The 22,170-nt window shown below is 63.5% G+C and carries 24 protein-coding genes and 1 pseudogene; 17 read left to right on the plus strand and 8 right to left on the minus strand.

Annotated features, from left to right (window positions below):
- Nucleotides 1-241: 241 nt before the first annotated feature.
- From L286_RS35590 to L286_RS48995, 3 genes and pseudogenes are all read right to left on the minus strand, one after another.
- Nucleotides 242-433 (minus strand): annotated as a pseudogene (locus L286_RS35590) (IS6 family transposase); the annotation flags it as partial.
- Nucleotides 434-524: 91 nt separating this feature from the next.
- Nucleotides 525-941, minus strand: coding sequence for an amidohydrolase family protein (locus L286_RS47910; RefSeq protein WP_020818289.1), 417 nt, complete (start codon nt 939-941; stop codon nt 525-527).
- On the minus strand, nt 938-1,111 hold the full coding sequence (locus L286_RS48995; protein WP_157838162.1) for a transposase: 174 nt from the start codon (nt 1,109-1,111) through the stop codon (nt 938-940). The genes L286_RS47910 and L286_RS48995 overlap by 4 nt, the downstream gene beginning before the upstream one ends.
- Nucleotides 1,112-1,415: 304 nt before the next feature.
- Here L286_RS48995 and L286_RS35605 point away from each other — a divergent pair, with 304 nt between their 5' ends.
- From L286_RS35605 to L286_RS35640, 8 genes are all read left to right on the plus strand, one after another.
- Nucleotides 1,416-2,072, plus strand: coding sequence for an isochorismatase family protein (locus L286_RS35605; RefSeq protein WP_025160672.1), 657 nt, complete (start codon nt 1,416-1,418; stop codon nt 2,070-2,072).
- Between the two features lie 45 nt (nt 2,073-2,117).
- Nucleotides 2,118-2,939 (plus strand): alpha/beta fold hydrolase, encoded by an 822-nt coding sequence (locus L286_RS35610; protein WP_020818287.1) that lies wholly within the window; start codon nt 2,118-2,120, stop codon nt 2,937-2,939.
- A gap of 21 nt (nt 2,940-2,960) precedes the next feature.
- A complete protein-coding gene (locus L286_RS35615; protein WP_013040725.1) occupies nt 2,961-3,209 on the plus strand; it encodes a XapX domain-containing protein in 249 nt (82 codons plus the stop codon).
- A gap of 47 nt (nt 3,210-3,256) precedes the next feature.
- Nucleotides 3,257-5,134, plus strand: a complete 1,878-nt coding sequence (locus L286_RS35620) for an amidohydrolase (RefSeq protein WP_200862232.1) — start codon at nt 3,257-3,259, stop codon at nt 5,132-5,134.
- 56 nt (nt 5,135-5,190) lie between these two features.
- The gene (locus tag L286_RS35625; RefSeq protein ID WP_020818285.1) at nt 5,191-5,451 is read left to right on the plus strand and encodes a hypothetical protein; all 261 of its coding nucleotides are present in this window, start codon (nt 5,191-5,193) and stop codon (nt 5,449-5,451) included.
- The gene (locus L286_RS35630; protein WP_020818284.1) at nt 5,448-5,876 is read left to right on the plus strand and encodes a DoxX family protein; all 429 of its coding nucleotides are present in this window, start codon (nt 5,448-5,450) and stop codon (nt 5,874-5,876) included. Before L286_RS35625 ends, L286_RS35630 begins: the two co-directional genes overlap by 4 nt.
- Complete coding sequence (locus L286_RS35635) at nt 5,869-7,230, plus strand: alginate export family protein (protein ID WP_020818283.1); 1,362 nt, start codon at nt 5,869-5,871, stop codon at nt 7,228-7,230. The genes L286_RS35630 and L286_RS35635 overlap by 8 nt, the downstream gene beginning before the upstream one ends.
- A gap of 105 nt (nt 7,231-7,335) precedes the next feature.
- Nucleotides 7,336-8,031: a YoaK family protein gene (locus L286_RS35640; protein WP_020818282.1), complete on the plus strand. Its 696-nt coding sequence runs from the start codon at nt 7,336-7,338 to the stop codon at nt 8,029-8,031.
- A gap of 140 nt (nt 8,032-8,171) precedes the next feature.
- On the opposite strand, the gene L286_RS35645 is transcribed toward L286_RS35640, so the two are convergent.
- Both L286_RS35645 and L286_RS35650 read right to left on the minus strand, forming a co-directional pair.
- Complete coding sequence (locus tag L286_RS35645; RefSeq protein WP_020818281.1) at nt 8,172-8,783, minus strand: TMEM175 family protein; 612 nt, start codon at nt 8,781-8,783, stop codon at nt 8,172-8,174.
- A complete protein-coding gene (locus L286_RS35650) occupies nt 8,776-9,705 on the minus strand; it encodes a LysR family transcriptional regulator (protein WP_020818280.1) in 930 nt (309 codons plus the stop codon). Before L286_RS35650 ends, L286_RS35645 begins: the two co-directional genes overlap by 8 nt.
- Before the next feature lie 111 nt (nt 9,706-9,816).
- Here L286_RS35650 and L286_RS35655 point away from each other — a divergent pair, with 111 nt between their 5' ends.
- The 4 genes from L286_RS35655 to L286_RS35660 all read left to right on the plus strand — a co-directional run bounded on the left by L286_RS35655 (nt 9,817) and on the right by L286_RS35660 (nt 15,153).
- Nucleotides 9,817-10,515, plus strand: a complete 699-nt coding sequence (locus L286_RS35655) for a pirin family protein (RefSeq protein WP_013040733.1) — start codon at nt 9,817-9,819, stop codon at nt 10,513-10,515.
- A gap of 317 nt (nt 10,516-10,832) precedes the next feature.
- Entirely contained in the window at nt 10,833-13,097 is a 2,265-nt protein-coding gene (locus tag L286_RS0124600) for a TonB-dependent receptor (protein ID WP_025160582.1), read from the plus strand.
- A gap of 329 nt (nt 13,098-13,426) precedes the next feature.
- Complete coding sequence (locus L286_RS49320; RefSeq protein WP_235181703.1) at nt 13,427-13,672, plus strand: hypothetical protein; 246 nt, start codon at nt 13,427-13,429, stop codon at nt 13,670-13,672.
- Entirely contained in the window at nt 13,669-15,153 is a 1,485-nt protein-coding gene (locus tag L286_RS35660) for a PepSY-associated TM helix domain-containing protein (protein ID WP_020818277.1), read from the plus strand. The genes L286_RS49320 and L286_RS35660 overlap by 4 nt, the downstream gene beginning before the upstream one ends.
- A 119-nt stretch (nt 15,154-15,272) precedes the next feature.
- Here L286_RS35660 and L286_RS35665 read toward each other — a convergent pair whose 3' ends face one another.
- A complete protein-coding gene (locus L286_RS35665; RefSeq protein ID WP_020818276.1) occupies nt 15,273-16,616 on the minus strand; it encodes an ATP-binding protein in 1,344 nt (447 codons plus the stop codon).
- Nucleotides 16,613-17,329 (minus strand): response regulator, encoded by a 717-nt coding sequence (locus L286_RS35670; protein ID WP_013040738.1) that lies wholly within the window; start codon nt 17,327-17,329, stop codon nt 16,613-16,615. Before L286_RS35670 ends, L286_RS35665 begins: the two co-directional genes overlap by 4 nt.
- 158 nt (nt 17,330-17,487) lie before the next feature.
- Here L286_RS35670 and L286_RS35675 point away from each other — a divergent pair, with 158 nt between their 5' ends.
- The 4 genes from L286_RS35675 to L286_RS35690 all read left to right on the plus strand — a co-directional run bounded on the left by L286_RS35675 (nt 17,488) and on the right by L286_RS35690 (nt 20,218).
- The gene (locus tag L286_RS35675; RefSeq protein ID WP_013040739.1) at nt 17,488-17,973 is read left to right on the plus strand and encodes a hypothetical protein; all 486 of its coding nucleotides are present in this window, start codon (nt 17,488-17,490) and stop codon (nt 17,971-17,973) included.
- 69 nt (nt 17,974-18,042) lie between these two features.
- Nucleotides 18,043-18,468: an EF-hand domain-containing protein gene (locus L286_RS35680; protein ID WP_020818275.1), complete on the plus strand. Its 426-nt coding sequence runs from the start codon at nt 18,043-18,045 to the stop codon at nt 18,466-18,468.
- Nucleotides 18,469-18,470: 2 nt separating this feature from the next.
- On the plus strand, nt 18,471-19,280 hold the full coding sequence (locus L286_RS35685; protein ID WP_020818274.1) for a sterol desaturase family protein: 810 nt from the start codon (nt 18,471-18,473) through the stop codon (nt 19,278-19,280).
- A 14-nt stretch (nt 19,281-19,294) separates the two neighbouring features.
- Nucleotides 19,295-20,218, plus strand: a complete 924-nt coding sequence (locus L286_RS35690; protein WP_020818273.1) for an alpha/beta hydrolase family protein — start codon at nt 19,295-19,297, stop codon at nt 20,216-20,218.
- A 258-nt stretch (nt 20,219-20,476) separates the two neighbouring features.
- On the opposite strand, the gene L286_RS35695 is transcribed toward L286_RS35690, so the two are convergent.
- On the minus strand, nt 20,477-21,268 hold the full coding sequence (locus L286_RS35695; RefSeq protein ID WP_020818272.1) for a sulfite exporter TauE/SafE family protein: 792 nt from the start codon (nt 21,266-21,268) through the stop codon (nt 20,477-20,479).
- A 178-nt stretch (nt 21,269-21,446) separates the two neighbouring features.
- Between L286_RS35695 and L286_RS35700 the strand changes: the two genes are divergently transcribed.
- The gene (locus tag L286_RS35700) at nt 21,447-22,121 is read left to right on the plus strand and encodes a glutathione S-transferase family protein (RefSeq protein ID WP_013040744.1); all 675 of its coding nucleotides are present in this window, start codon (nt 21,447-21,449) and stop codon (nt 22,119-22,121) included.
- The last annotated feature ends 49 nt before the right edge of the window (nt 22,122-22,170 follow it).

Consider the following 22,170-nt stretch of genomic DNA (forward strand, 5'->3'; position numbering starts at 1 on the left):
ACTTTTTAAGTGCCTTGATTCTACGAGCCTTTCTAAATCCGGCTCGGGCCTCCATTTCAGCTTCCAGAGACGTCCAAGGACATCCGTGAAATGGCTCTTTTCCGCCATTTTCTGATATTATCGGCCACGTGAGTTCGGTCGGTTCCACCCCAATCCGAGTACATTGATGGTACGGGTGATGGATCAAAGCCCGGACAGGATGCGCCGGAACGCGCTACGCCCGCCGCAGGTGGAGGCACGACCGCCAGTGTCGGAGGCCCTTCATGCGACTGATCCGCTGCCGACGAATGTCGCCTGCGAGCAGCGGATCGAAGCGGTCCCACCAGAGCCGTACCGTCTCATGACATATGTCGATGCCGCGTTCGAAGCTCAGGTCTTCCACATTCCGCAACGACAATGGGTAGACATACAGGAACACCACGAGACGGATCACCTCCGGCGACGAGTTGAAGTGACGAAATGGTCTGCGACGGGCGGCTCATGCCGCCCGTTTACCTGTTGCCGCCTGCTTTGACAGCCCCTTCTCATTTAGTTGTCCCAGCGGCAAAGACCTGTCTTCCGCCAACATAAGTAGACACTGCCGCGGCATCGCGGATTTTCGCCACCGGCACGGTGAGCAGATCGGTGTCGATTACTGCGAAGTCCGCCAGCTTTCCCGGCTCGATCGAACCGCGCACCTTCTCGGCACCGATCATCCTGGCATAGTTTATGGTGAACATCCTGATGAGGCGCTGGCGCGAAGTGATCGCCTCGGCAGGGCCATAGGCGCCGCCGCTGATCGAATCCCGGCTGGCGAAGTAGTACATCGCCCAGAACGGGTTTTCTGGAATCACCGGCGCGTCGGTTCCGCCCGTTACCAGAAGCCCCGCATCCCAGTAGCTCCGCAGGACGGTTTTGCGGCAGGGTACAGGCGTTGGTTTGCCTTGGAAAAAACTGGTCAATTTTGAAGAGGCCCCTTTAGGCGACGTGGACAAATTTGGAGCCAGTATCTGGCGGGGGCGAGATGGACCATGCCGAGGAAGCTGTTGGCCAGTCGGTCGTAGCGGGTGGCGATGGCGCGTTTGATCCTGAGGTGACCGAACATGCGCTCGATGCGGTCGTCCGAGGGCATCAGCCTGCCTCCAACAAGCAGCTTTGGAACGACCCTTCCGCAGCGCGTCAACCTGCTTCGGCTCTGCAGCGCTAGGTCGATCAGTTGGTGTGATGCCCGTATCGACGAATGCCCGCGTCGCGAAGATCGTGCAGGATACGTCGTGACGCGCTGCCGGCGACCGACCGACCGCTCCAACTCATTTGTTCCATTTAATCGAACGATGGGCCAAGTTTTATCAGACTGCGAAGCAGTAATCATTCACGCTAAAGCTCCAATCACACCGGAACGAACCGAGTGTCCGAATTTCAGATTGGAGACCGACATGACTGTCAAAGCGACCCCGACCCCTGGCAAATCTCTCATCACGGCCAAGGATCATACCCTCGTCATGATCGACTTTCAGTCGCAGATGGCCTTTGCGACCAAGTCGATCTCAGCCGAGCTTCTGCGCAACAACGCCGCGCTCGTCGCCAATGCCGCTGCTGGCTTCAACGTTTCCACCATCCTGACCACGGTCGCCGTCGACAGCTTTTCCGGCCCGATGTTCAGCGAGATCACCGATGCTTTCCCGGACCAGCCGCTGCTCGACCGCACGTCGATGAACACATGGGAAGACGCCGCCGTCATCGATGAGGTGAACCGCATCGGCAAGGAGCGGATCATCTTCGCGGGACTCTGGACGTCCGTCTGCATCGTAGGCCCCGTCGCGTCGGCGATCGACCAGGGTTTCGACGTCTATTTCATCGCCGACGCCTGCGGCGACATCAGCCAAGAGGCGCATGAGCGCGCCGTCGAGCGCATGATCCAGCTGGGCGCCAAGCCGATGACTTCGCTCCAATATCTGCTCGAACTGCAACGCGACTGGGCGCGCACTGAAACCTACGACATGACCACCGGCATCGCGAAGAAGTGGGGCGGCGCCTACGGCCTGGGCATCACATATGCCAAGACCATGTTCGGCGCGTCCGAAGCCCACTGATCCAATCGCTCCCTCCGCTTTCCATCATACCCAGAGGAATTTCACATGAGCAACTTCATCACTGCCGCTGACGGCACCGCCATCTTCTATCGCGATTTCGGTCAGGGCCAGCCCGTCGTCTTTGCCCATGGCTGGCCGCTAAACGCCGACGCATGGGACGGCCAGATGCTGTTCCTCGCCCAGAACGGCTATCGCGTCATCGCCCATGACCGGCGCGGCCATGGCCGATCGGGCCAGCCGGCGACCGGCAACGACATGAACAGCTACGCCGACGATCTGGCGGCGGTCATGGAAGCGCTCGACCTCAAGGACGCCATCCTGGTCGGCCATTCGACGGGCGGCGGCGAGATCACCCGCTATGTCGGCCGGCACGGCACGGCGCGGGTCGCCAAGATGGTGCTGGTCAGCGCGGTGACCCCCGTCATGAAGCGCAGCGAAAGCAACCCGGACGGGCTGCCGCAGGACGTGTTCGACGGCATCCGCAAGGCGGTTCTGGACAATCGCTCCGGATTCTATCTGTCCTTTCCCGACACCTTTTTCGGTTGGGACATCGGCTTTGCCAAGGATGAAGGCATGCGCCTGGCCTTCTGGCAGCAGGGCATGTCGGGCAGCGCCTACGCCCAGTATGAATGCGTTGCGCAATTTTCGGAGACTGATTTCACCGCTGACCTCAAGGGCATCGATGTCCCGGTGCTGATCGTCCATGGCGACGCCGACCATGTCGTGCCGATCGACATCACGGCACGCAAGGCCGTGGAGATCATTCCGAATGCGACCCTGACCGTCTATGAGGGAGCGCCGCACGCCGTGCCGACCATCTTCCAGGACCGTTTGAACGCTGACCTGCTCAGCTTCATCAAGGCCTGATGCCAGGAAGGGAGAACGGACATGAAAGCCTATATGATTTCCCTGGGTGCCGGACTGCTGGTCGGCGTCGTCTATAGCCTGCTGGGTGTTCGTTCTCCCGCGCCGCCCGTCATCGCGCTGGTCGGGCTCGCCGGAATATTGCTGGGTGAACAACTGATCCCGGTCGGCAGGCGCCTTTCCGACTGGCCCGAACTGGCCCGCTTCGTGAAGAATGACTGCGCCAACCATGTGCTGGGTGATCTGCCCGTCAACGCAAGGCGCGACGCATGATGACCCGCCGCCAGCTGCTGGGCAGCGCCGCCGCCACAACCGCCCTAATGGCCACCACGGAAAGCCTCGCCATGACCCAGACTGATCTCATCCTCACCAACGCCAAGGTCACGACGCTTGATCGCGAAAATCCGCTGGCGCAGGCCGTCGCCATCCGGAACGGCAAGTTCCTGGCCGTCGGCACCGAGCAGGAAATCCGCGCTGCCGCTGCGCCGGATGCCCGCGTCATTGACGCTGGTGGCCGCCGCTTGATCCCCGGCCTGATCGACAGCCATATTCATGTGATCCGCGGCGGGCTGAACTATAATATGGAGCTGCGCTGGGAAGGCGTGCCGACACTGGCCGACGCGATGGCCATGCTGAAACGCCAAGCCGAAAATACCCCGCCGCCGCAATGGGTGCGCGTGGTCGGTGGATTTACCGAGCATCAGTTCGCTGAAAAGCGCCTGCCGACGCTCGCGGAAATCAATGCCGCCGCGCCGGACACCCCGGTGTTCATCCTCCACCTTTATGACCGCGCGCTGCTCAACGCCGCCGCACTGCGGGCCGTCGGCTATACGAAGGACACGCCCAACCCGCCGGGCGGCGAGATCGTCCGCGATGCGCAGGGCAATCCCACCGGCCTGCTGCTGGCCCAGCCCAATGCGACGATCCTCTATGCGACGCTGGCGAAGGGTCCGAAGCTGCCGCAGGACTATCAGCTCAACTCGACCAAGCATTTCATGCGCGAACTCAACTCGCTGGGCGTGACCAGCGTGATTGACGCGGGCGGCGGATCGCAAAACTATCCCGACGACTATGAAGTGATCGACAAGCTGCACAAGGATGGCGAACTCACGCTGCGGATCGCCTACAACCTCTTCACGCAAAAGCCCAAGGAAGAGCTGAGGGACTTCGCAACCTGGTCGACGCAGATCAAGCCGGGCGACGGCGATGACACCTACCGCCATAACGGCGCGGGCGAGATGCTGGTCTATTCGGCCGCCGACTTCGAGGACTTCCGCGCCGCTCGCCCCGACATGCCGCCCGAGATGGAGGGCGATCTCGAACCCGTCATCCGCCTGCTCGCCGAGCGCCGCTGGCCATGGCGTCTGCACGCGACCTACGACCAGACCATCGCCCGCGCGCTCGACGTGTTCGAGAAGGTGAACCGCGACATTCCCTTGGCTGGCCTCAACTGGTTTTTCGACCATGCCGAGACGATCAGCGAGCGCAATATCGACCGGATCGCCGAATTGGGCGGCGGCATCGCGGTCCAGCATCGCATGGCCTTCCAGGGCGAATATTTCGTCGAGCGCTACGGCGCGAAGGCAGCCGAGGCGACCCCCCCGATCAAGCGGATGATGGACGCCGGCGTGCCGGTGGGCGCGGGCACCGACGCTACACGCGTCGCCAGCTACAACCCCTGGGTATCGCTGAGCTGGCTCGTGACCTCCAAAACAGTGGGCGGCCTGACGCTTTATCCAGCCCGCAACCGGCTCGACCGAGAAACCGCGCTGCGCCTGTGGACCGAGAGAAACACATGGTTCTCAAACGAGGTCGGCAAGAAGGGGCAGATCAAGGCGGGCCAACTTGCCGACTTCGCTTTGCTGTCGGACGATTATTTCTCGGTGCCTGAAGATGAGATCGCGCATCTCCGCTCGGTCCTCACCGTGCTGGGCGGCAAGATCGTCTACGGCGAAGGCAGCTTCGGCCCGCTGGCGCCCGAAGCGCCCAAGGCGATGCCCGACTGGTCACCTGTGGCGACCTTCGGCGGGCACTGGCGTCGAGATGAATCGACACGGAAGATGGCGTCTGCCTGCGGCTGCGCCTCCGCCTGCCAAGTCCACGGCCATAATCATGCGGCGGCGCTAGGCGCGAGCGTGCCGGCCGCCGATGTCCAGAGTTTCTGGGGGATCATGGGCTGCGGCTGCTGGGCCGTCTGACAGAGACAGCGCCCCTCCCATTGGAAGCCCTGCGCCACTCTGTCGGAGATGCAGACATGAACCATATCCTTCTCATGATGGCGACCGCGCTGTTCGGCGCGGAACGCACCGGCTATCGGGTGACCGACCTCGACGCTGCGGTCGCCTCCGCCGTTCACCATGACGCGACCCGCCTCATCACCAGCTTTCTCGACCCCATCGGCCGCGATGTGGTGGTCCAATGGGCGGGCCCCCATGCGGAGGGCGACCGCCGATCCGCCATCCTCCGCTCCCCCGGCGGCTACATCGCCGAAATCCACGCATCGGTGAAGCCATGACCGGCAGGGATGAGCCGCGCTTCGTCGATGCGATCCTCGACTGGCGCCCCACTTGGTTCCTGGCGCGGCTGGCGCTGGTGGGCGCCTATTTGCTGGGCGGCATCGTCAAGCTCACCGACTGGTCGGCGGCCATTGCCGAGCAGGCGCACTTCGGCATGACGCCGCCTGCCTTCTGGGCGGCGCTGACGATCGTCATCGAGCTTGTCGGGCCGATCCTGATCCTGACAGGCCGCTTCGTGTGGCTGGGCGCGGGGATGCTGGGCGTCTTCACCTTGCTGGCCGCCTTCACCGCTAATGCCTTCTGGACCATGCCGGCGGGTCAGGATCGCTTCATGGCGACCAACGCCTTCTTCGAACATGTCGGTCTGATCGGCGGCTTCGTGCTGGTAATGCTGGTCGCGGAGCGGAAAGGGCGCGATGCTTAGGATCCTTATCGTTGCCGGGTTGCTGACGGGGGACGCCGCATCGCCCGTCAGCGCCCAGCAGCGAGAAGCATGGGAAGCGCCAACGCTCAGCATCACCCGCTATGACGAGGACTGGTCGGATTTAGCCGATGCTGAGAAGCGCGCGCATCACTGGACCGGCCCGCTCAAGCATATCCCGCTCGGCGACGACAGCTGGATGACGACCGGCATCGAGCTGCGCGCCCGGAGCGAGTCCTACCAAAACAACCTGTGGGGCGAGGCGGACGCGCCGGACGACAGCTATTTATGGCTGCGCGCGCTTCCCTATGCCGATCTCCACGTCGGCAAGGCTCGCGCTTTCGTGCAGCCGGTCGTCGCCTACGCGGTTGGCGTATCACCATCCGCCAGCCCCATCGACCAGACCCAGGTCGATCTGCTCCAGGGATTTGGCGAAGTCGATCTCGGCGCCGTCACGGTGCGGGCCGGCCGCCAGATGCTGTCGCTCGGCACGGAGCGGCTTGTCGGCACGCGTTACGGCCCCAATGTCCCGCTGGCCTTTGACGGCGCGAGGGCTGATATCTCGATCGGGCGCGCCAAACTCAGCCTGCTCGCCGCGCGCCCCGTCCAGCCCGGTTCCGGCAGCTTCGATGATGCGAGCTCCAAAACCAAAGCGCTCTGGGGCGCTTATGCAGCCTTGCCGGAGCTAGACATCTATTATCTGGGCTATCGCAATCGGTTCGCCCGCTTCGATGGCCTGACGGGGCGGGAAGTTCGGCATAGCATCGGCCTTCGGTCCCACGGCGTCCGTCGCGACTGGCACTGGAATGTCGAGGGCGTGGTCCAGCTTGGTCATTTCGAGGGGCAGAGGATTGCCGCCTGGACGCTCGGCACGGAGATTGGCCGCAGCTTTCCTGCGCTTGCCTTCGCCCCGGCCGCGACGTTGCGGCTCAACATCGTCAGCGGCGATGGCAAGGCGGGTGACGATGAGATCGGCACCTTCAACGCTCTCTTCCCCAAGGGCAAATATTTCGGCGAGCTCTCGCCGGTCGGCCCGACCAACATCATCAACCTCAACCCGCGTCTCAGCGGCACCCTTGGCGGCGGCGTCTCCGCAAGCTTCGGCGTGAACGCCTATTGGCGCACCAGCACCGCAGACGGCATCTACGACATTCCCGGCAACCTGATCCGCAGTGCCGGCAACAGCAAGGCACGCTTCATCGGCAAGGAAACCGAGGCGACGGTCGCCTGGCAGGCCACGTCCGAATGGGAATTGTCGGCATCGCTCTCGGCTTTTACGCCAGGGGCCTTCATTCGCGAGACCGGCTCGGCGAAGACGATCATCATGCTGGGCCTGGAAAGCAATTTCCGCTTCTGAGGATATTCGTTCGACATTATCGAACGCCAGATTCAATCTTATTCGACTGCTTCAATCAAAGAGGGTCAGCTAAACAGTCGGTGTCTGACGTTACCGGAGACCCCTATGACGACCGAAAAAACCGCCACTTCGCCGCTGCCCTGGCTCCTCCTGCTTCTCTCCGTCACGACAGGCCTTGTCGATGCCATCTCGGTTCTGGGTCTCGGAAAAGTCTTCACAGCCAACATGACCGGCAATGTCGTGTTCCTCGGCTTCGCCGCCAGTGGCGCGCCGAGCTTCAAGTTTGCGCCTTATGTCTTCGCCATAGCGTCTTTCATGATTGGAGCGTTGATCGCGGGACAGATCGGGAAGCGGCATGCGGGGTCGCCTCTCCGTCGTTGGCTGATCATCGCCGCCTCGGTCGAGGCGATCCTTCTCTGGGTCGCGGCGGGTGTGGCGGTCGGGTTCGACGCGACGACCCAGACCCCTGGTTCCAGCGTCTACATCATCATCGCCCTGACCGGCCTCGCGATGGGCTTCCGCAACGCGACGATCCGCCAACTCAAGGTGCCCGACCTTACCACGACCGTCCTCACGCTCACCATCACCGGACTTGCAGCCGACTCCAGCTTCGCGGGCGGAACCAACCCCAACTGGGCTCGGCGCATCGGCAGCGTTGCCGCCATTTTTCTTGGCGCGGCCATCGGCGCTTGGTTTGTCACCCATGGGGGATTGGTCGCACCGCTCATCCTGACGGGCGGGCTGATTTTTGCGGGCACGCTGGCCTGCGCCCTTCATCCCGCCGCGTCCAAGCCGCTCTAGGCTGTATCGACATTCAGCCCTGACGGCCTGCAAATGACGCTTTTCCGTGCTTCCGGTGCTCACCTACTTTGAGTAGGCTGCGCGCCGGGYCACGGAAAATCACCATTTTCGGCTCGCCATCTTCTGAATGTCGATACAGCCTAATTCTCCAGCGCGCGTTCGATCCTGCGGTCAGGCGCGAGCCAGAAGAGAAGAATGACAATGTAGAGAATTATTGCCACCGACCGCGCGAAGAAGGCGGCCGGCACGGCGACGACATAGAGAGCAAGGCTGATCTTGCCTTTCCAGTCTCGCCCGATGGCTTTCGCTACGGCCGAGTGGGCGCCGTTGCAGGCAATGATCGCGCGCTCGGTCAGTTCGTAACCGACCGCCGCCATCCCCAACACGACGCCATAGGATGCCGTGGCCATCGGGGAGAAGCCGCTCGCATCCAGCCAACGGATGACGAAGGGGACGAGCGACAGCCAGAACAGCAGAAACAGGTTCGCCCACAGCACGCGACCATCGATCCGGTCGGTCGCGTGCATCAGATGGTGATGATTGTTCCAATAGAGCCCGACATTGATGAACGACAGGACGTAAGCAAGCAGGATCGGCAGGCTGTCTGACAGCGCCGCGAGGGTTCCTTCCTGCGGCACCTTGAGTTCGAGCACCATGATCGTGATGATGATCGCGACCACGCCATCGGTGAAGGCCTCCAGCCGTCCCGAACTCATGCCCCGCCCCGGCCGGCCTTCGGCAGGGTCAGACATCGCCCATGCCCTCCAGTTCCTTGTCGTCCGCACCGAGCGCCACGAACTGGTCGAGCAGCCAGGAGGCGGCAGGCCCAGGCGGCGAATCGCGGCGCCAGACTCCCGCGAACCGATAGGTTCCGCCCAGATGATCCGGCATGACCAACCGAACCAGCGTGCCATCGATCAGGTCGGACTCAATCATAGGCAACGGCATGTTGCCCCACCCAATCCCCTCGCGCAGCAAGGCGTGCTTGGCGCCCAGATCCGCGAGGCGCCAGGTCTTGGGACTCATCACGGAATAATCCTGACCCTCCGTGAAGCGGGAGCGGTCCGTCAGCACCAGCTGGGTATGCTCGCGTCCGGCGCCGGGAGGGATGCGTTCCATGCGGCCGAGCGGATGATCGGGCGCCGCCACGGGCACCATCGGGACCGATCCGGCGGCGATGCACTCGACGCTTTCCACACCGGCCGCCAACGGCCCCGAAATCCCGATCGCAGCCGTCCGGTCGAGCACCATCGCCGTGATCGCGCCCAAGGCCTCCGCATGCAATCGAAGCTGGACGGTCGGAAACTCCGCCGCGAAACCACGGAGTATCTTGCCCAGGCGCTCGGACGGCACCATGACGTCAACCGCCAGATCCACCTCCGCCTCCAGCCCGTCGAGCAGCCCCTTCACTTTTGCGCGCAACCCGTCAAAGCCGTGCGAAATGAGGCGCGCCTCGGCGAGCAAAGCCCGTCCTGCGACAGTCAGCTGGGGTTTGCGCGTCCCTTCCCGGTCGAACAGAGAGATGCCAAGCTGGGCTTCCAGATTGGCGATGCCATAGCTGATCACCGACACTGCGCGATTAAGCGAGCGCCCGGCGGCGGCGAAGCTACCCGTGTCGACGATGGCGAGGAAGATGCGGAGCTGGTCGAAGGTCGGCGTTCCAGGTGAGTTCATCGTTCCACTTTCTCGAATGAATTGGCGCGATTTATCCCTCTGATCCCCAGTCCCTGCAAGGCGTAAGACAGCTCCAACGACAGCTTGAGGCTATTTCAAAGGAGACATGACATGATCGAAGTACGACCTTTCGCGCAGCTGGGCGGCGCAAACCATGGCTGGCTGGATGCCAAGCATCATTTCTCGTTCGGCGGCTATCACGATCCAGCACGCATGAACTGGGGCAACCTTCGGGTCTGGAACGACGACACGATCGCGCCGCACACTGGTTTTCCTCCGCATCCGCACCGCGACATGGAGATCATCACCTATGTTCGCGAAGGCGCCATCACGCATGAAGATAGCCTGGGCAACAAGGGCCGGACCGAAGCGGGCGACGTTCAGGTCATGAGCGCTGGATCGGGCGTCCGCCATTCCGAGTATAATCTGGAGGATGTCACGACGAAGATTTTCCAGATCTGGATCGTGCCCACCCGCAACGGCGATGCGCCGAGTTGGGGCGCCCGTCCGTTCCCCAAGGGCGATCGTGCCGGTCATTTCGTTACGCTCGCTTCCGGATATGAGAATGACAACGAGGCGCTGCCCATCCGGACCGATGCCCGCATTGTCGCCGCGACGCTGAAGGCCGGCGAAAGCGCCGAATATCCCATCGGCAAGGACCGGAAGGCCTATCTCGTTCCCGCTACCGGCGCGATCAGGATCGACGATGTGCAGGTCAATGCTCGTGACGGTGCCGCGATCCAGGATGTCGATGTGATCCGTGTCATCGCGATCGAGGATAGCGAGATCGTCATGGTCGATGCTGCCTGATCAGCTTTCCGGAGGGCCGAAGGCCCTCCGGGACAAAGTTCCACGAGCCTCAGGCAGCAGCCAACCAGCACCCTGACGGCCTGCAAATGGTTGAAGCGAGCCACGTGCCTCGCTTCAATCCCGTGCTTCCGGTGCTCACCTACTTTGAGTAGGCTGCGCGCCGGGTCACGGAAAATCACCATTTTCGGCTCGCCATCTTCTGAATGTCGATACAGCCTAGGGAGCTAAGCCCAATCGGAGACGCTCACCCTTTATTTGCGGTTGACTCGCATTAGCATAAAAAATACGGAGGCCCCTATCAACTTGGCGGGGGCATCATGAAATTGAACTGGCTGCTATCGACCTCATTGCTCGTCACGCTTGCGGACCCGAGACCTGCTCTCGCGGAAGTGGTCCCTCCCGCGCATGAGTCGATGGAAATCATAGTCACCGGCGAGAAGGCTGCGCGCAGTCTGCAAGAAACGACGGCCTCCGTCGGGGTCGTGACAGCCGAGCGCCTTGCCGATGAAAATATCCTCACGATACAGGAAATCTACCAGCGCACGGCGAATGTCTCCGAGACTTACGGTGCATCCGGTTTCTCGATCCGTGGCATCGACCAGCGCGGGGTATCGGGTGGCGGCGACGCAGCTACGGCTACCGTATTTGTCGACGGCGCACCGGTTCAGCAGGATATTCTGTCCAATGGTCCGACGGACATGTGGGACGTCGCTCAGGTCGAAATCTTCCGCGGTCCCCAATCGACAATTCAGGGTCTGAATGCGCTGGCCGGCGCAGTGCACATTCGTACCCAGGACCCGACTTTTAATTGGAGCGCTAAAGGTCGGGCGCTGGTCTCCTCCTTTGACACCACCCAGTTCGCCGTTGCCGGTGGCGGACCGTTGATTATGGACGAGCTTGCCTTCCGCATTTCCGCCGAAAAGCGGGACTCTGATGGGTACATCTACAATCCGACCCGCCGGGCACCGGAAAACCCGCTGGACTCGATCTCCCTGCGCGGCAAGCTCCTGTGGAAGCCTTCGGCTTTGCCCGGCTTCGAGGCGCGGCTCAACTATCATCACTTCGAAACGCAGGGTGGCTATCTATTCGTCTACGTCGACCGGTCGAATGGCGATTACTTCAAGACACGGACGAACCCCTCGGATTATCCCAACAGCAGCGATGTTGATAACGACCAAGTGACGCTGGACCTGCGCTACGATCTCGGCAGCGGTCTCTCGCTCAGCACGCTCGGCACCTGGACAGACACGAAGTTCATCCGCAAATATGATGGCGATTCCTCGGCTGCCAGCAGAGCCTATAGCGACATCGCTGGCGGGGCAGAGACCTTCACCCAGGAACTGCGCCTCAATTATGAAAGCGGTCGGCTAAGCGGGCTTGTCGGTCTGTTCTATTATTATCGCGATCAATATCGAAAGTCGCATCAGGTGACGCTGGTGCCGACGCCCGCCAGCACGATCATCAATGCGCTAACACCCAGCCTGGGTGCGGCAACGGCGCAGCAGGTGGCGGGGATTTACACTGCCGCGCTGCCAAACATTCCGGTCGATTACACATCGGATTTTCCTACTCAGGTCGAAACCATGGCCGTGTTTGCTGATGCCCGATATCGGCTGACGGACCAGCTGTCGCTGATCGGCGGCTTCCGCTACGATCATGAGCGCAACAAGATCGGCGGCGAAGCGGTCGCAACCTTCGTCGGCACTTTGCCGAACGCCGCTCTTTACCCGGCTCCCCTGAATAGCGCCATCACCGCCCTGAATGGCTTTGTGCTCGGGCTGGTTGACGACGCCAATGGCTCAGCTCCTGTGGGAACGCGAACGTTCGACGCTTTCCTGCCTAAAGGTGGGATTGAGATGGCATGGACTCCCGACCTCTCGACCGCGTTCGTGGCTCAGCGCGGCTATCGGTCGGGTGGCAGCAGCTTCAACACAGCACGATCACAACTGTTTGCTTACGATCCTGAGTTCACCTGGAACTATGAGTTATCCCTGCGCTCAGCGTGGCTGGACGGCCGGTTAACGGCCAACGCGAACGCCTTCTACATCGACTGGACCGAGCAGCAGACTACCGCAAACTTCGGTAACGGCACCTACGACACGCACACGGTCAATGCCGGCAAGTCGCATGTCTACGGGTTCGAGGTCGAGGTGGCGCATCGCGTCTCATCCGCCTTCGACTGGTATGCGAGCGTCGGCCACACGCGCACGAAGTTCGATGAGTTTGTGACGAACGTCGGGTCGATCACCGACCTCTCAGGGCTCGAATTCCCCTATGCACCCAAATGGACGCTTTCGGCGGGCGCCAATGTGCGGTTCGCTGACGGCTTCAATGCCAATGTCAACGCCAGTTACCGCAGCGCTGTCATGACCGATGTGTCGATCCCGCAGGCGGAGAGCCGCGTCGGCGCTCGCACGCTCGTCAATGCACGGATCGGCTATGCAGCCGGTCACTGGAGCCTGTCCCTGTTCGCCAACAACGTCTTCAATGAGAAGTACGATCAGTACGTCAACGACTATACTGATTTTGCCGTTATTGGCGCGCCACGCAGCGCGGGCGTGGTGCTGGAAGCCGGGTTTTGAGTGACATGGGGTTTCCGGTCGCTATTGCAGCGATCATAGCAGGCAGCGGGGCGGGCGCTTCGTTTCTTCGGCGCGCATGGCAGCTCAAAGCAGGCAAGGCGCGATGGCGCCGGGCAGGCCTGGCATTGCTGGGCGTGACCCTACTTTGGCCAGCATGGACGCTGGGCGAGGCGCGGGGACCATTTATAGCCGTTACGCTCCTGTCTGTCTCAGCGCTCGGCGTCGTTGCCTCCGGGTACACGCGTCGGTCGGTTCGTGCGCAGCGCACTGCGCGGGAAGGACTCGCACCCGAGCCAGCCGAGCGGGCACCCAGCGTCTGGCGCACTACGTTGCGCTGGTCGCTCGCCGGTCCCATCGGCATGGTGGCGGCAATGGGACTGGGGATCAGCTATGCCGTTTGGGCACCCGGCGAAATCCAGACGCGGTTGCTGATCGGCGGTCTGATCGTGCCGCTGGCCTGGGGGGGAGCAATGGCATGGACCCTTGCCGACAGCCGGATTCTACGCGCCGCAGCGGTGTTGGTGGGAACCTCCATTATCGGCTTCGGGGCGGCCATGTTGAAGGGACTGACATGACGAGGAAGAAAGGCGCGGGTTTCCCATCTCCGGATCTGGTGCGCGCGGTCCTCAAGGGGCACAGCGGCCTCGGCCTGGCTTTCGCTGCGCTGCTTTATTTGATCTGCCTGACCGGGACGATCGCCGTATTTGCCAACGAATTCTATCGCTGGGAGAACCCGGACGCCGAACGCATGGAAATCATCTCTGCGGACGCCGTTCAGGCAGCCTATCGTGCTGCGATGGATCGCGCCAAGGGGCCTGTCGAGCATGTCTTTGTCCTGATGCCCAGCAAGGATCGGCCCTGGCCAACCCTGCGGGTCGACACCGAGGATGGTACGCGCACAACCTGGATGGTCGACGGCACGGGGCGCATTACCGGAGAGTTGCGCGAGAGCTGGACGCATTTTCTCACCCGGCTGCACATCAATCTGCACCTACCGCAAAGCTGGGGCATCTTCATTGTCGGGTTGAGCGGCGTCGCACTGCTCTCCTCCCTAATCTCTGGATTGCTTGCTCATCCCCGAATCTTCCGCGATGCCTTTCATCTGCGGCTCGGCGGCTCGCGGCGGGTGCAGGAGGCCGATCTGCACAACCGCATCGGCGTATGGGCGTTACCCTTTCATATCACAGTCTCGCTGACCGGCGCATTGTTAGGCCTGAGCACTGTCATCATCGGTTCGATCGGGCTCGCCGTGTTTCAGGGTGACACCGCCAAAGTCTATGCCATCTTTACGCCGCCCCATCCGGCAGAAGACACACGTCCTGCCCAGCCGATCGACCTGCGGCCACTGTTCGCGAAAGTGGCTGAACGGGCGCCGCGTGCTCCCATCAGCTATCTCGTTGTCGAGCATCCGACAGAGCAAGGCGCGGCCGCCATGTTCGAGGTGGAGCGCGGCACATCCCGCATCGCCAACAGCGATGTTTACGCCTTCGACCGCGCAGGAACGCTCTATTACCAGCAACAGGCCGCGCGGAATAATGTCGGCCAGCAGATCCTGGGATCACTTGGACCGCTCCATTTTGGGTGGTTCGGCGGCGGCATCGTCAAGATCGCCTATGGGTTGCTGGGCCTTGGCCTCACCTATCTTGCCGCGGGCGGCGTCCACATCTGGCTGGCCCGGCGGCGCGACAAGGGCAGGCCGGCGCCGGGCTGGGAACGTGTCTGGGCGGCGACTATCTGGGGACAGCCCCTCGCGCTGACATGCGCGGCCATCACCACGCTGTTTAGCGCCGCTGCAGCTTTGCCGATCTGGGCCTGGGCAGTGGTCAGCCTCGCGGCGCTAGGAGCAGCGGCTGCACTCTCGCCGGCGAGCCTGTCGCGGATCGGTCGCAACGGCACAGGCGCGCTGCTGATCGCTCTTGCAATCGGGCACTCTGTCTTGTTCGGCACCAATGAGGCGATGGCGCTAATCGTCGACGGTTCGCTCGGCCTCCTGGGTGCAGGCTTGTTGGCGGTTTCGACTGTATCCCAAGGGGGCGGGCGGCTGAAAAACGCATGAACGAATGGCAGGCTCGAACGGCGATGTTTGACCGTCTCGAAGGTTCCAAGCCTGATGAACGGGCGTCATTCCCGAAGCGTGCAGCGCGGAAGTGGCCACCATAAGCCACGACCCTGTGCTTATGAACAGGGGCGCGGGTAGCGCAAGACGACGCGCAGTCCGTTCGGCGCCCTCTGTTCGAAAAGCACCTTCGCCCGATCGCGCCCGGCAAGCGCGCGCACGATCGCGAGACCCAGACCCGCGCCCCCGGTTTCGCGGCTACGCGAAGGGTCGAATCGTTGGAAGGGCACGCCGAGACGTGACAGCGCTTCGGCCGGAACCCCTGGGCCATCGTCCTCAACGACAATGTCGACGGCGGCGCCATGGGCCTGCGCCGCGACGGTCACGCAGGTTCCGTGACGAAGCCCGTTTGCGATCAGGTTGTCGAGCACGCGCCGCAGCGCCAGGGGCGTTGCCATGACCGCGAGATCCTCAGGCACTGACAGCAAGGTCACCGAATCGCCGAACTCGATATGAGCATCAACGATCTCGCCCAGGGTTGGACCGAGCAGCACGCGCTCCGGCCGGGTCGGCGGAGCGGTGTCGCGATCTGCCAGGAAGAGCGTATCGTTGACCAGCGCGGTCATCTCGTCGAGGTCGCGCACAGCACGGTCACGATGCCCGGCATCGTCAATGAACTCGGCGCGCAGCCTGAGGCGCGTCATATAGGTGCGAAGATCGTGCGCGATCGCGCCGAGGACCCGCGTGCGCTCGGTGATGAGGGCACGGATCTGCGCCTTCATGTCGTTGAATGCCATCGCGAGTTGCCGGACTTCCCGCGGCCCCGTCACCGGCAGGTCGGACGCGTCGAGATGGTCGGCGAAGCGGCGAACGCCGCGCGAAAGCGCGCCGAGCGGTCGGGTGGTCTGCCGAACGGCGAGCATCAATACGCCGAGCAGGGCCAGCGCGCCCAGCGCACCGATCATAGCGCGTCTCTGGAGATAAGCGCGCAGCTCGTCCGACGGCTGACTGGTAAGGAGCAGGATCTCGCCTTCCCTGAGTCCGATTGCCACCCGGATCGGCGCGAGGAAGCGTGCGGGACGGACGTCATCGCCGATCCACCGGCTCAAACGGGGACGCCGACCGTCGACGCTGACGGCGCGCCCCCGCGCCGCGGACCGATAGCGTCGGGCAAGATCCTCGAGCTCGTCGGAGGAGCGCCAGCGGGCGGGAAGCGCTCGTGCCAGCCTCAACGAATAGAGCCCGCCGTCGAAAGCCTCAACCAGCGCTTCACGCTGGGCAGGCGGCGCGCGATCGAGCGCATCGGCGATTGCTGAGGCTTCTTCCGGCCTGGGTAGGCCATAGGACGGTATGGCATCACTGGAGGCGGGCAACGCTACTACCGCGATCAGCAGTTGAAGCAGAATGAACCCGATCAGCAGGATCGCAGCGAGGCGCAGCGAGAGGTTGGAGCCGATGGTCATGCGCGTTCTACGGGCAGTGTGAACTGATAGCCGCCGCCGCGCACCGTCTTGATAACCGTGTCGCCGCCGGGCGCCTGCGCGAGCTTGCGGCGTAGCCGGCTGAGCTGCACGTCGATTGCCCGGTCGAACGGCCCCGCGCTGCGGCCGCGCGTCCAGTCGAGCAACTGATCGCGGTTCAGCACGCGCTGCGGATGGGTGACGAAGCAGTGCAGCAGGTCGAACTCGCCGGCGGTCAGTTCGACCTCTTCGCCCTCGGGCCCCACGACCGAGCGCGCGCCCAAGTCGAGCGTCCACCCACCGAAGCCGTAGCGCTCATTGGCGAGAGCAGGACTTATCCGGTGCTGGCCGCGCGTCCTGCGCAGGATCGCACGAACCCGCGCAACCAGCTCGCGGGGGTTGAACGGCTTCGGCAGATAGTCGTCGGCGCCTATCTCCAGCCCTACGATCCGATCGACATCGTCCGCTTTGGCTGTGACCATCAGCACGGGAATGTCGCCCGCAGCGCGGAGCCGGCGACAGAGCGAGAAGCCGTCTTCCCCGGGCAACATCACGTCGAGCACGGCAAGGTCGATGCGCCGGCGCTGATTAAGTTGATCGAACTCGAGGGTCGTCCGGCAGCCTACGGCTTCGAAACCTTCCCGGTTGAGCAGGTCGACGACCAGCGCGCGAATCTCGCGATCGTCCTCGACTACGGCAATGCAACTGGTCTCCATCCCATACAGATAACGCCGCTCGGCAGTGGCGTGAACGCATCCCGCGCGTGCGTTACACTCTGTTACGCTTCGTCACTGCTCGGTCGCAGGCGGATTACAGCTTGCCTCCAAAAGCATGTTTACCGCGGCGGATCGTCGCCAGTGCTAGGAGTAAAAGGATGTACACGCATGTTCTGAGCTTTGCCGCGCTTGCCGCTGCTCTTGTCGCAGCCGCCGGTCCAGCCGATGCGCAGGTGCGCCGTGGTCATGTGGTGGCAGGCAGGAGTGCAGCGGGTCACGGCTTCGCGCAGTGGCGCTCGGCATCGCGCCAGCCCGGTTCGGCGACGGTCCGGCGCGGCCTGCAGACCTCCGACGGCCGCGGCTATCGCCACGAGCGCAGCCGTGACCATGGATCCGGCCATTATTCAGCAGATCGCAGCACCCAGTTCAACAACGGGCGCGGCGCAACCACGTCACGCGACGCGAACTGGGGCGACGGCAGCTTCAACGGCAGCCGCACTACCTCGCTCAACAACGGCAACAGTTTCGGCCGTACGACCAGCGCGACCAACAATGGTGACGGCACCGCAAACTATTCGAGCACGCTCACCGGCCCGCAGGGTGCGACTCGCACCGTGAGCGGCACCGTTCCGCACCGTCCCTGACCCACGTCCCCAGCGGCCGCGCCCCATGCTCCCGGGGGCGCGGTCGCGCCTCCATTTGAGGTTCCATATATGAAGAAATTCCTGATCCTGCCGATCGCGCTGCTCGGGTCCAGTCCCGCGCTCGCGCAGATGCAGCGCGATCCCGGTGCCGCGCTCGCCAATGCCGATGCCAATGGCGACGGCGCGATCACCCGCGCCGAATTCCAGCAGTCGCGTGCGGCGCGGTTCGACAAGGCCGACCTCAATCACGACGGCGCGGTCAGCCGCGACGATTTCAAGCGCCTGGCACGCTTCCGGCCCGATGCGGTGGAGCGGCTCAGCGCGTTGATCGCTGAGGCGGATGCCAATGGCGACGGCCGCGTCACCCGGGACGAAATCGGCAAGGCACCGATGCCGATGTTCGACCGCGCCGACGCCAATCAGGACGGCAGGGTCGACCAAGCCGAACTCGCCGCCTTCAAGGCGAAGGCCGCCGAACTCCGCAAGCAGCGCTGACGATGGAAGTCACGCGTTCTGCGCTGTGGCTGGGCACGATGCTGCTGCTGGTGCTGGCCGAAGCCGGCTGGCGGCTGGCCAGCCGGCGGGGCTATGACGGCGCCGCCGCGTTCACCACCCTCTGGCTGGTGCTCGGCAATATCCCGTTCGCGGCGCTGAACGCAGGAGTGGTCGGCTCGGTCTTCATGGCTGCGGCCCGCCTGACGCCGCTTGACTGGCCCGTGAACCACTGGGGGACCTGGGCGGCCGGCTTCATCGCGGTCGAGTTCGCCTATTACTGGTTCCATCGCGCCAGCCACCGTGTCCGCTGGATGTGGGCAACCCATTCGGTGCATCATTCGGCCGAACAGTTCACGCTACTCGCCTCGCTTCGGCTGGGCTGGACCAATCTCTTCTCTGCCGGCTGGCTGGTCTACCTGCCGTTGGTGCTGTTAGGGCTGCCGCCGTTCGTGCTGGCGGCATTGCTCACACTCAACCTGCGCTACCAGTTCTTCCTGCATACCGAGGCGGTGGGACGGCTAGGACCGTTCGAATGGCTGTTCAACACGCCCACCCATCACCGGCTGCACCATGCGTCGAACCATGCGTATATCGACAAGAATTACGGCGGCGTGCTGATCCTGTTCGATCGGCTATTTGGGACGCTCGCGCACGAGCAAAGCAGCGAGGCGATCCGCTACGGCCTCGCGCATCGCCCCTCGACAGCCAATCCGGTCTGGCTCGTATGTCGCGAGTGGGCAATCATGCTGGCCGAGGCCCGCCGCGCACGCGGGCTGCGCGCCAAGGTAACCGCGCTTGTCGCGATGCCGTGATTGGAGGCACGATCATGATCCAGACCTTGTTCCTTGCTGCTGCGCTGCTGGCGCCGCCCACGGCCTATGCCGCGCCCGTCGATGCGATCGCCACTTGCGACGCCGAGTGGTACGACGCCGCACGCGACCGTGGTGTGCCGGTGCGGATCCGGATGCCGGCCGGTTCAGACAGGGCGCCGGTGATCCTGTTCAGTCACGGACTGGGCGGTTCGCTTGATGGCGGGACCAACTGGGCGGCAGCCTGGGCGAAGGCGGGTTTCATCGTCGTCAATCTCCAGCACCAGGGTAGCGACCGCTCCATCATCGGCTCGGGCAGGATCGGCGCGGCGATAGCGCCCGCGCAGCTCGTCGCGCGCGTCGATGACGTGCATTTCGTGCTCGATGAGCTGGGGCGCCGACCACGCGAGGGGAAATGCGATCTGCGACGGGCGGATCTCGCCCACATCGGCATGTCCGGTCACAGCTTCGGCGCACACACGACTCAGGCGATCGCGGGTCAGCGCTTTCCCATGGCCGGGATCACAGCCGACCCGCGCGTCAAGGCAGCCATGGCTTTCAGCCCTTCGCCGCCGATGCGAGGATCCGACGCTGCTGCGTTCGGCAGGGTCACCATTCCGTTCTTCTCGATCACGGGCACGAAAGACGCGGCGCCGATCATGCCGAGCATCACGCCAGGGGATAGGGAGCGTCCATTCCGGGCGATGCCACCGGGCGGGAAATACCTGCTGGTGCTCGAGGGTGCCAACCATATGGTGTTCAACGGCCAGGACGGGCTGCGCGGACCGGCATCCACCGCCACGCCGCATGTTCGCGAAACCGTGATTGCGGCGACGACCCTGTTCTGGCGCGCAACACTCCTCGGCGACGCGTCCGCGAGAGTCACGCTTGGAGGATTTGGAGCAAGCCTGCCCTCCGGCGATCGATTCGAGCAAAAATAGGTCCCACCTCCTTCGCCCCCTCATACTTGTCCGGTAGAGCGGCTTCGACCGGCGTCATCCCCATCTTTTTTGAAAAAAGCTGTCCGCCAATCTGAACGCGAATTATCGCAGTGCCGCCGGTCTCTCGCGTGGACATAAATCAACGGCGGCCAATGAACCTCCAGTTTCGGTCAGGCCCAAATTCGGGGCATAATTTCGTAGCACTATCAAATCGCTAAGCGATAAATTCGATTCCAGCTTGGTCCAGGCATGTCCCACTCAGGCGATCAGCCGCCATCCCACCACCACCAGCACCGCCGCCAGCAGGGGCTGGAGGACGCGATCCGACGCGCGCGTGGCCAGCAGCGATCCGATCACGATCCCCGGCAGCGACCCGGCCAGCAGGTTGACCAGCAGCACCGGATTGACATTGCCGATCCACAAATGCCCCAACCCGGCCACCAGCGTCAGCGGCACGGCGTGGACGATGTCGGTGGCCACCAGCCGCTGCATCCGCATGCGCAGCGGATAGAGCGCCAGCAGCAGCGTCGCCCCGATCGCGCCCGCGCCGACGGAGGTCAGCGTCACCATCGCGCCCAGCAAGGCCCCGGCCAGCATGGTCAGCGCCGGCTGCCAGCGGGTGAAGCCGTCCGCCGTGCCCACCCGGCGGGCCAGCGCCCAGGCGTGGAAGCGTCCGCGCAGCAGGGTCGCGGCCGCCGTGCCGATCAGCACCATGCCCAGGGCCGCGGTGATCACGCCGGTCTTGATCTGCCCCAGATGCATTTGCGACAGGATCGCCAGGACGATCAGCGACGCGGGAATGCTGCCGATCATCAGGCGCTTCACCACCTCATAGTCCGGGCCTCCCTCGGCGCCGCCCTGATGGTGGTGCACGGCGCCCCCGACCGCCTTGGTGATCGATGCGAACCACAGGTCGGTGCCGACCGCCGTGGTGGGCGCGACGCCGAACAGCAGGATCAGGATCGGCGCCATCAGCGATCCGCCGCCCACCCCGGTCATGCCGACCATCAGGCCGACAAAAAGGCCCGCTACCGCGTGCAACCAATCCATATTCCGCCCCAGATTCATGACGCCGTGCAATCGACCGACCTGTAGGGCCGAAAAACCATGCCAGCCAGCCCCCTTTTGGATCGGAAATTTATCGCCGCGGAAACAAATGCTGCCGGCGGGAGGAACGACGGCCGCGATCCTCTCGACTTCCCTTGCCCCTGCCGTCTAAGACAGGGGCATGATGAAGCTGTTTATTGGCAACAAGGCCTATTCGAGCTGGTCGCTGCGCGGCTGGCTGGCGTGCAAGCTGTCCGGCCTTCCCTTCGAGGAAGTGGTCGTGCCGCTCTATGACGAGGCGTGGGAAAAGCGGCGCGAAGGCGACGAATTCGCGCCCTCTTCCGGCAAGGTGCCGATTCTGTGGGACGGCGACGACATCGTCGTATGGGACAGCCTGGCGATCGTCGAATATCTGAACGAGAAGTCCGGCGGCGGCGCATTCTGGCCCGCCGACACGGCCGCCCGCGCCATGGCCCGGTCGATGGCGGCGGAAATGCATTCGAGCTTCGCCGCGCTGCGCCGCGAGCACAGCATGAACATCCGCCAGATCTATGCCCCCGTCCCGCCATCCGAAGCGGTGGCGCAGGACATAGCGCGCATCATGCAATTATGGGCGGAGGCCCGCGCCCGCCATGGCGGCGCGGGGGAATTCCTGTTCGGGGATTTCAGCGCGGCCGACGTGATGTTCGCGCCGGTCGTGACGCGCTTCATCACCTATCAACTGCCCGTGGCCCGCTTTGCGGACGCCTATATGCGGGCGGTGATCAACCATCCCTGGATGCAGGAATGGATAGGCGGCGCCCAGGCGGAGGAATGGGTGATCGACAGGTTCGAGGCGCCCCCGCAATTGGGATGAGGCGGGTTTTGGCCAATCCAAGACATTCCCCTCCCGTAAACGGGAGGGG

The organism is Sphingobium sp. HDIP04, from assembly GCF_000445085.1.
Classification (GTDB): domain Bacteria; phylum Pseudomonadota; class Alphaproteobacteria; order Sphingomonadales; family Sphingomonadaceae; genus Sphingobium; species Sphingobium indicum.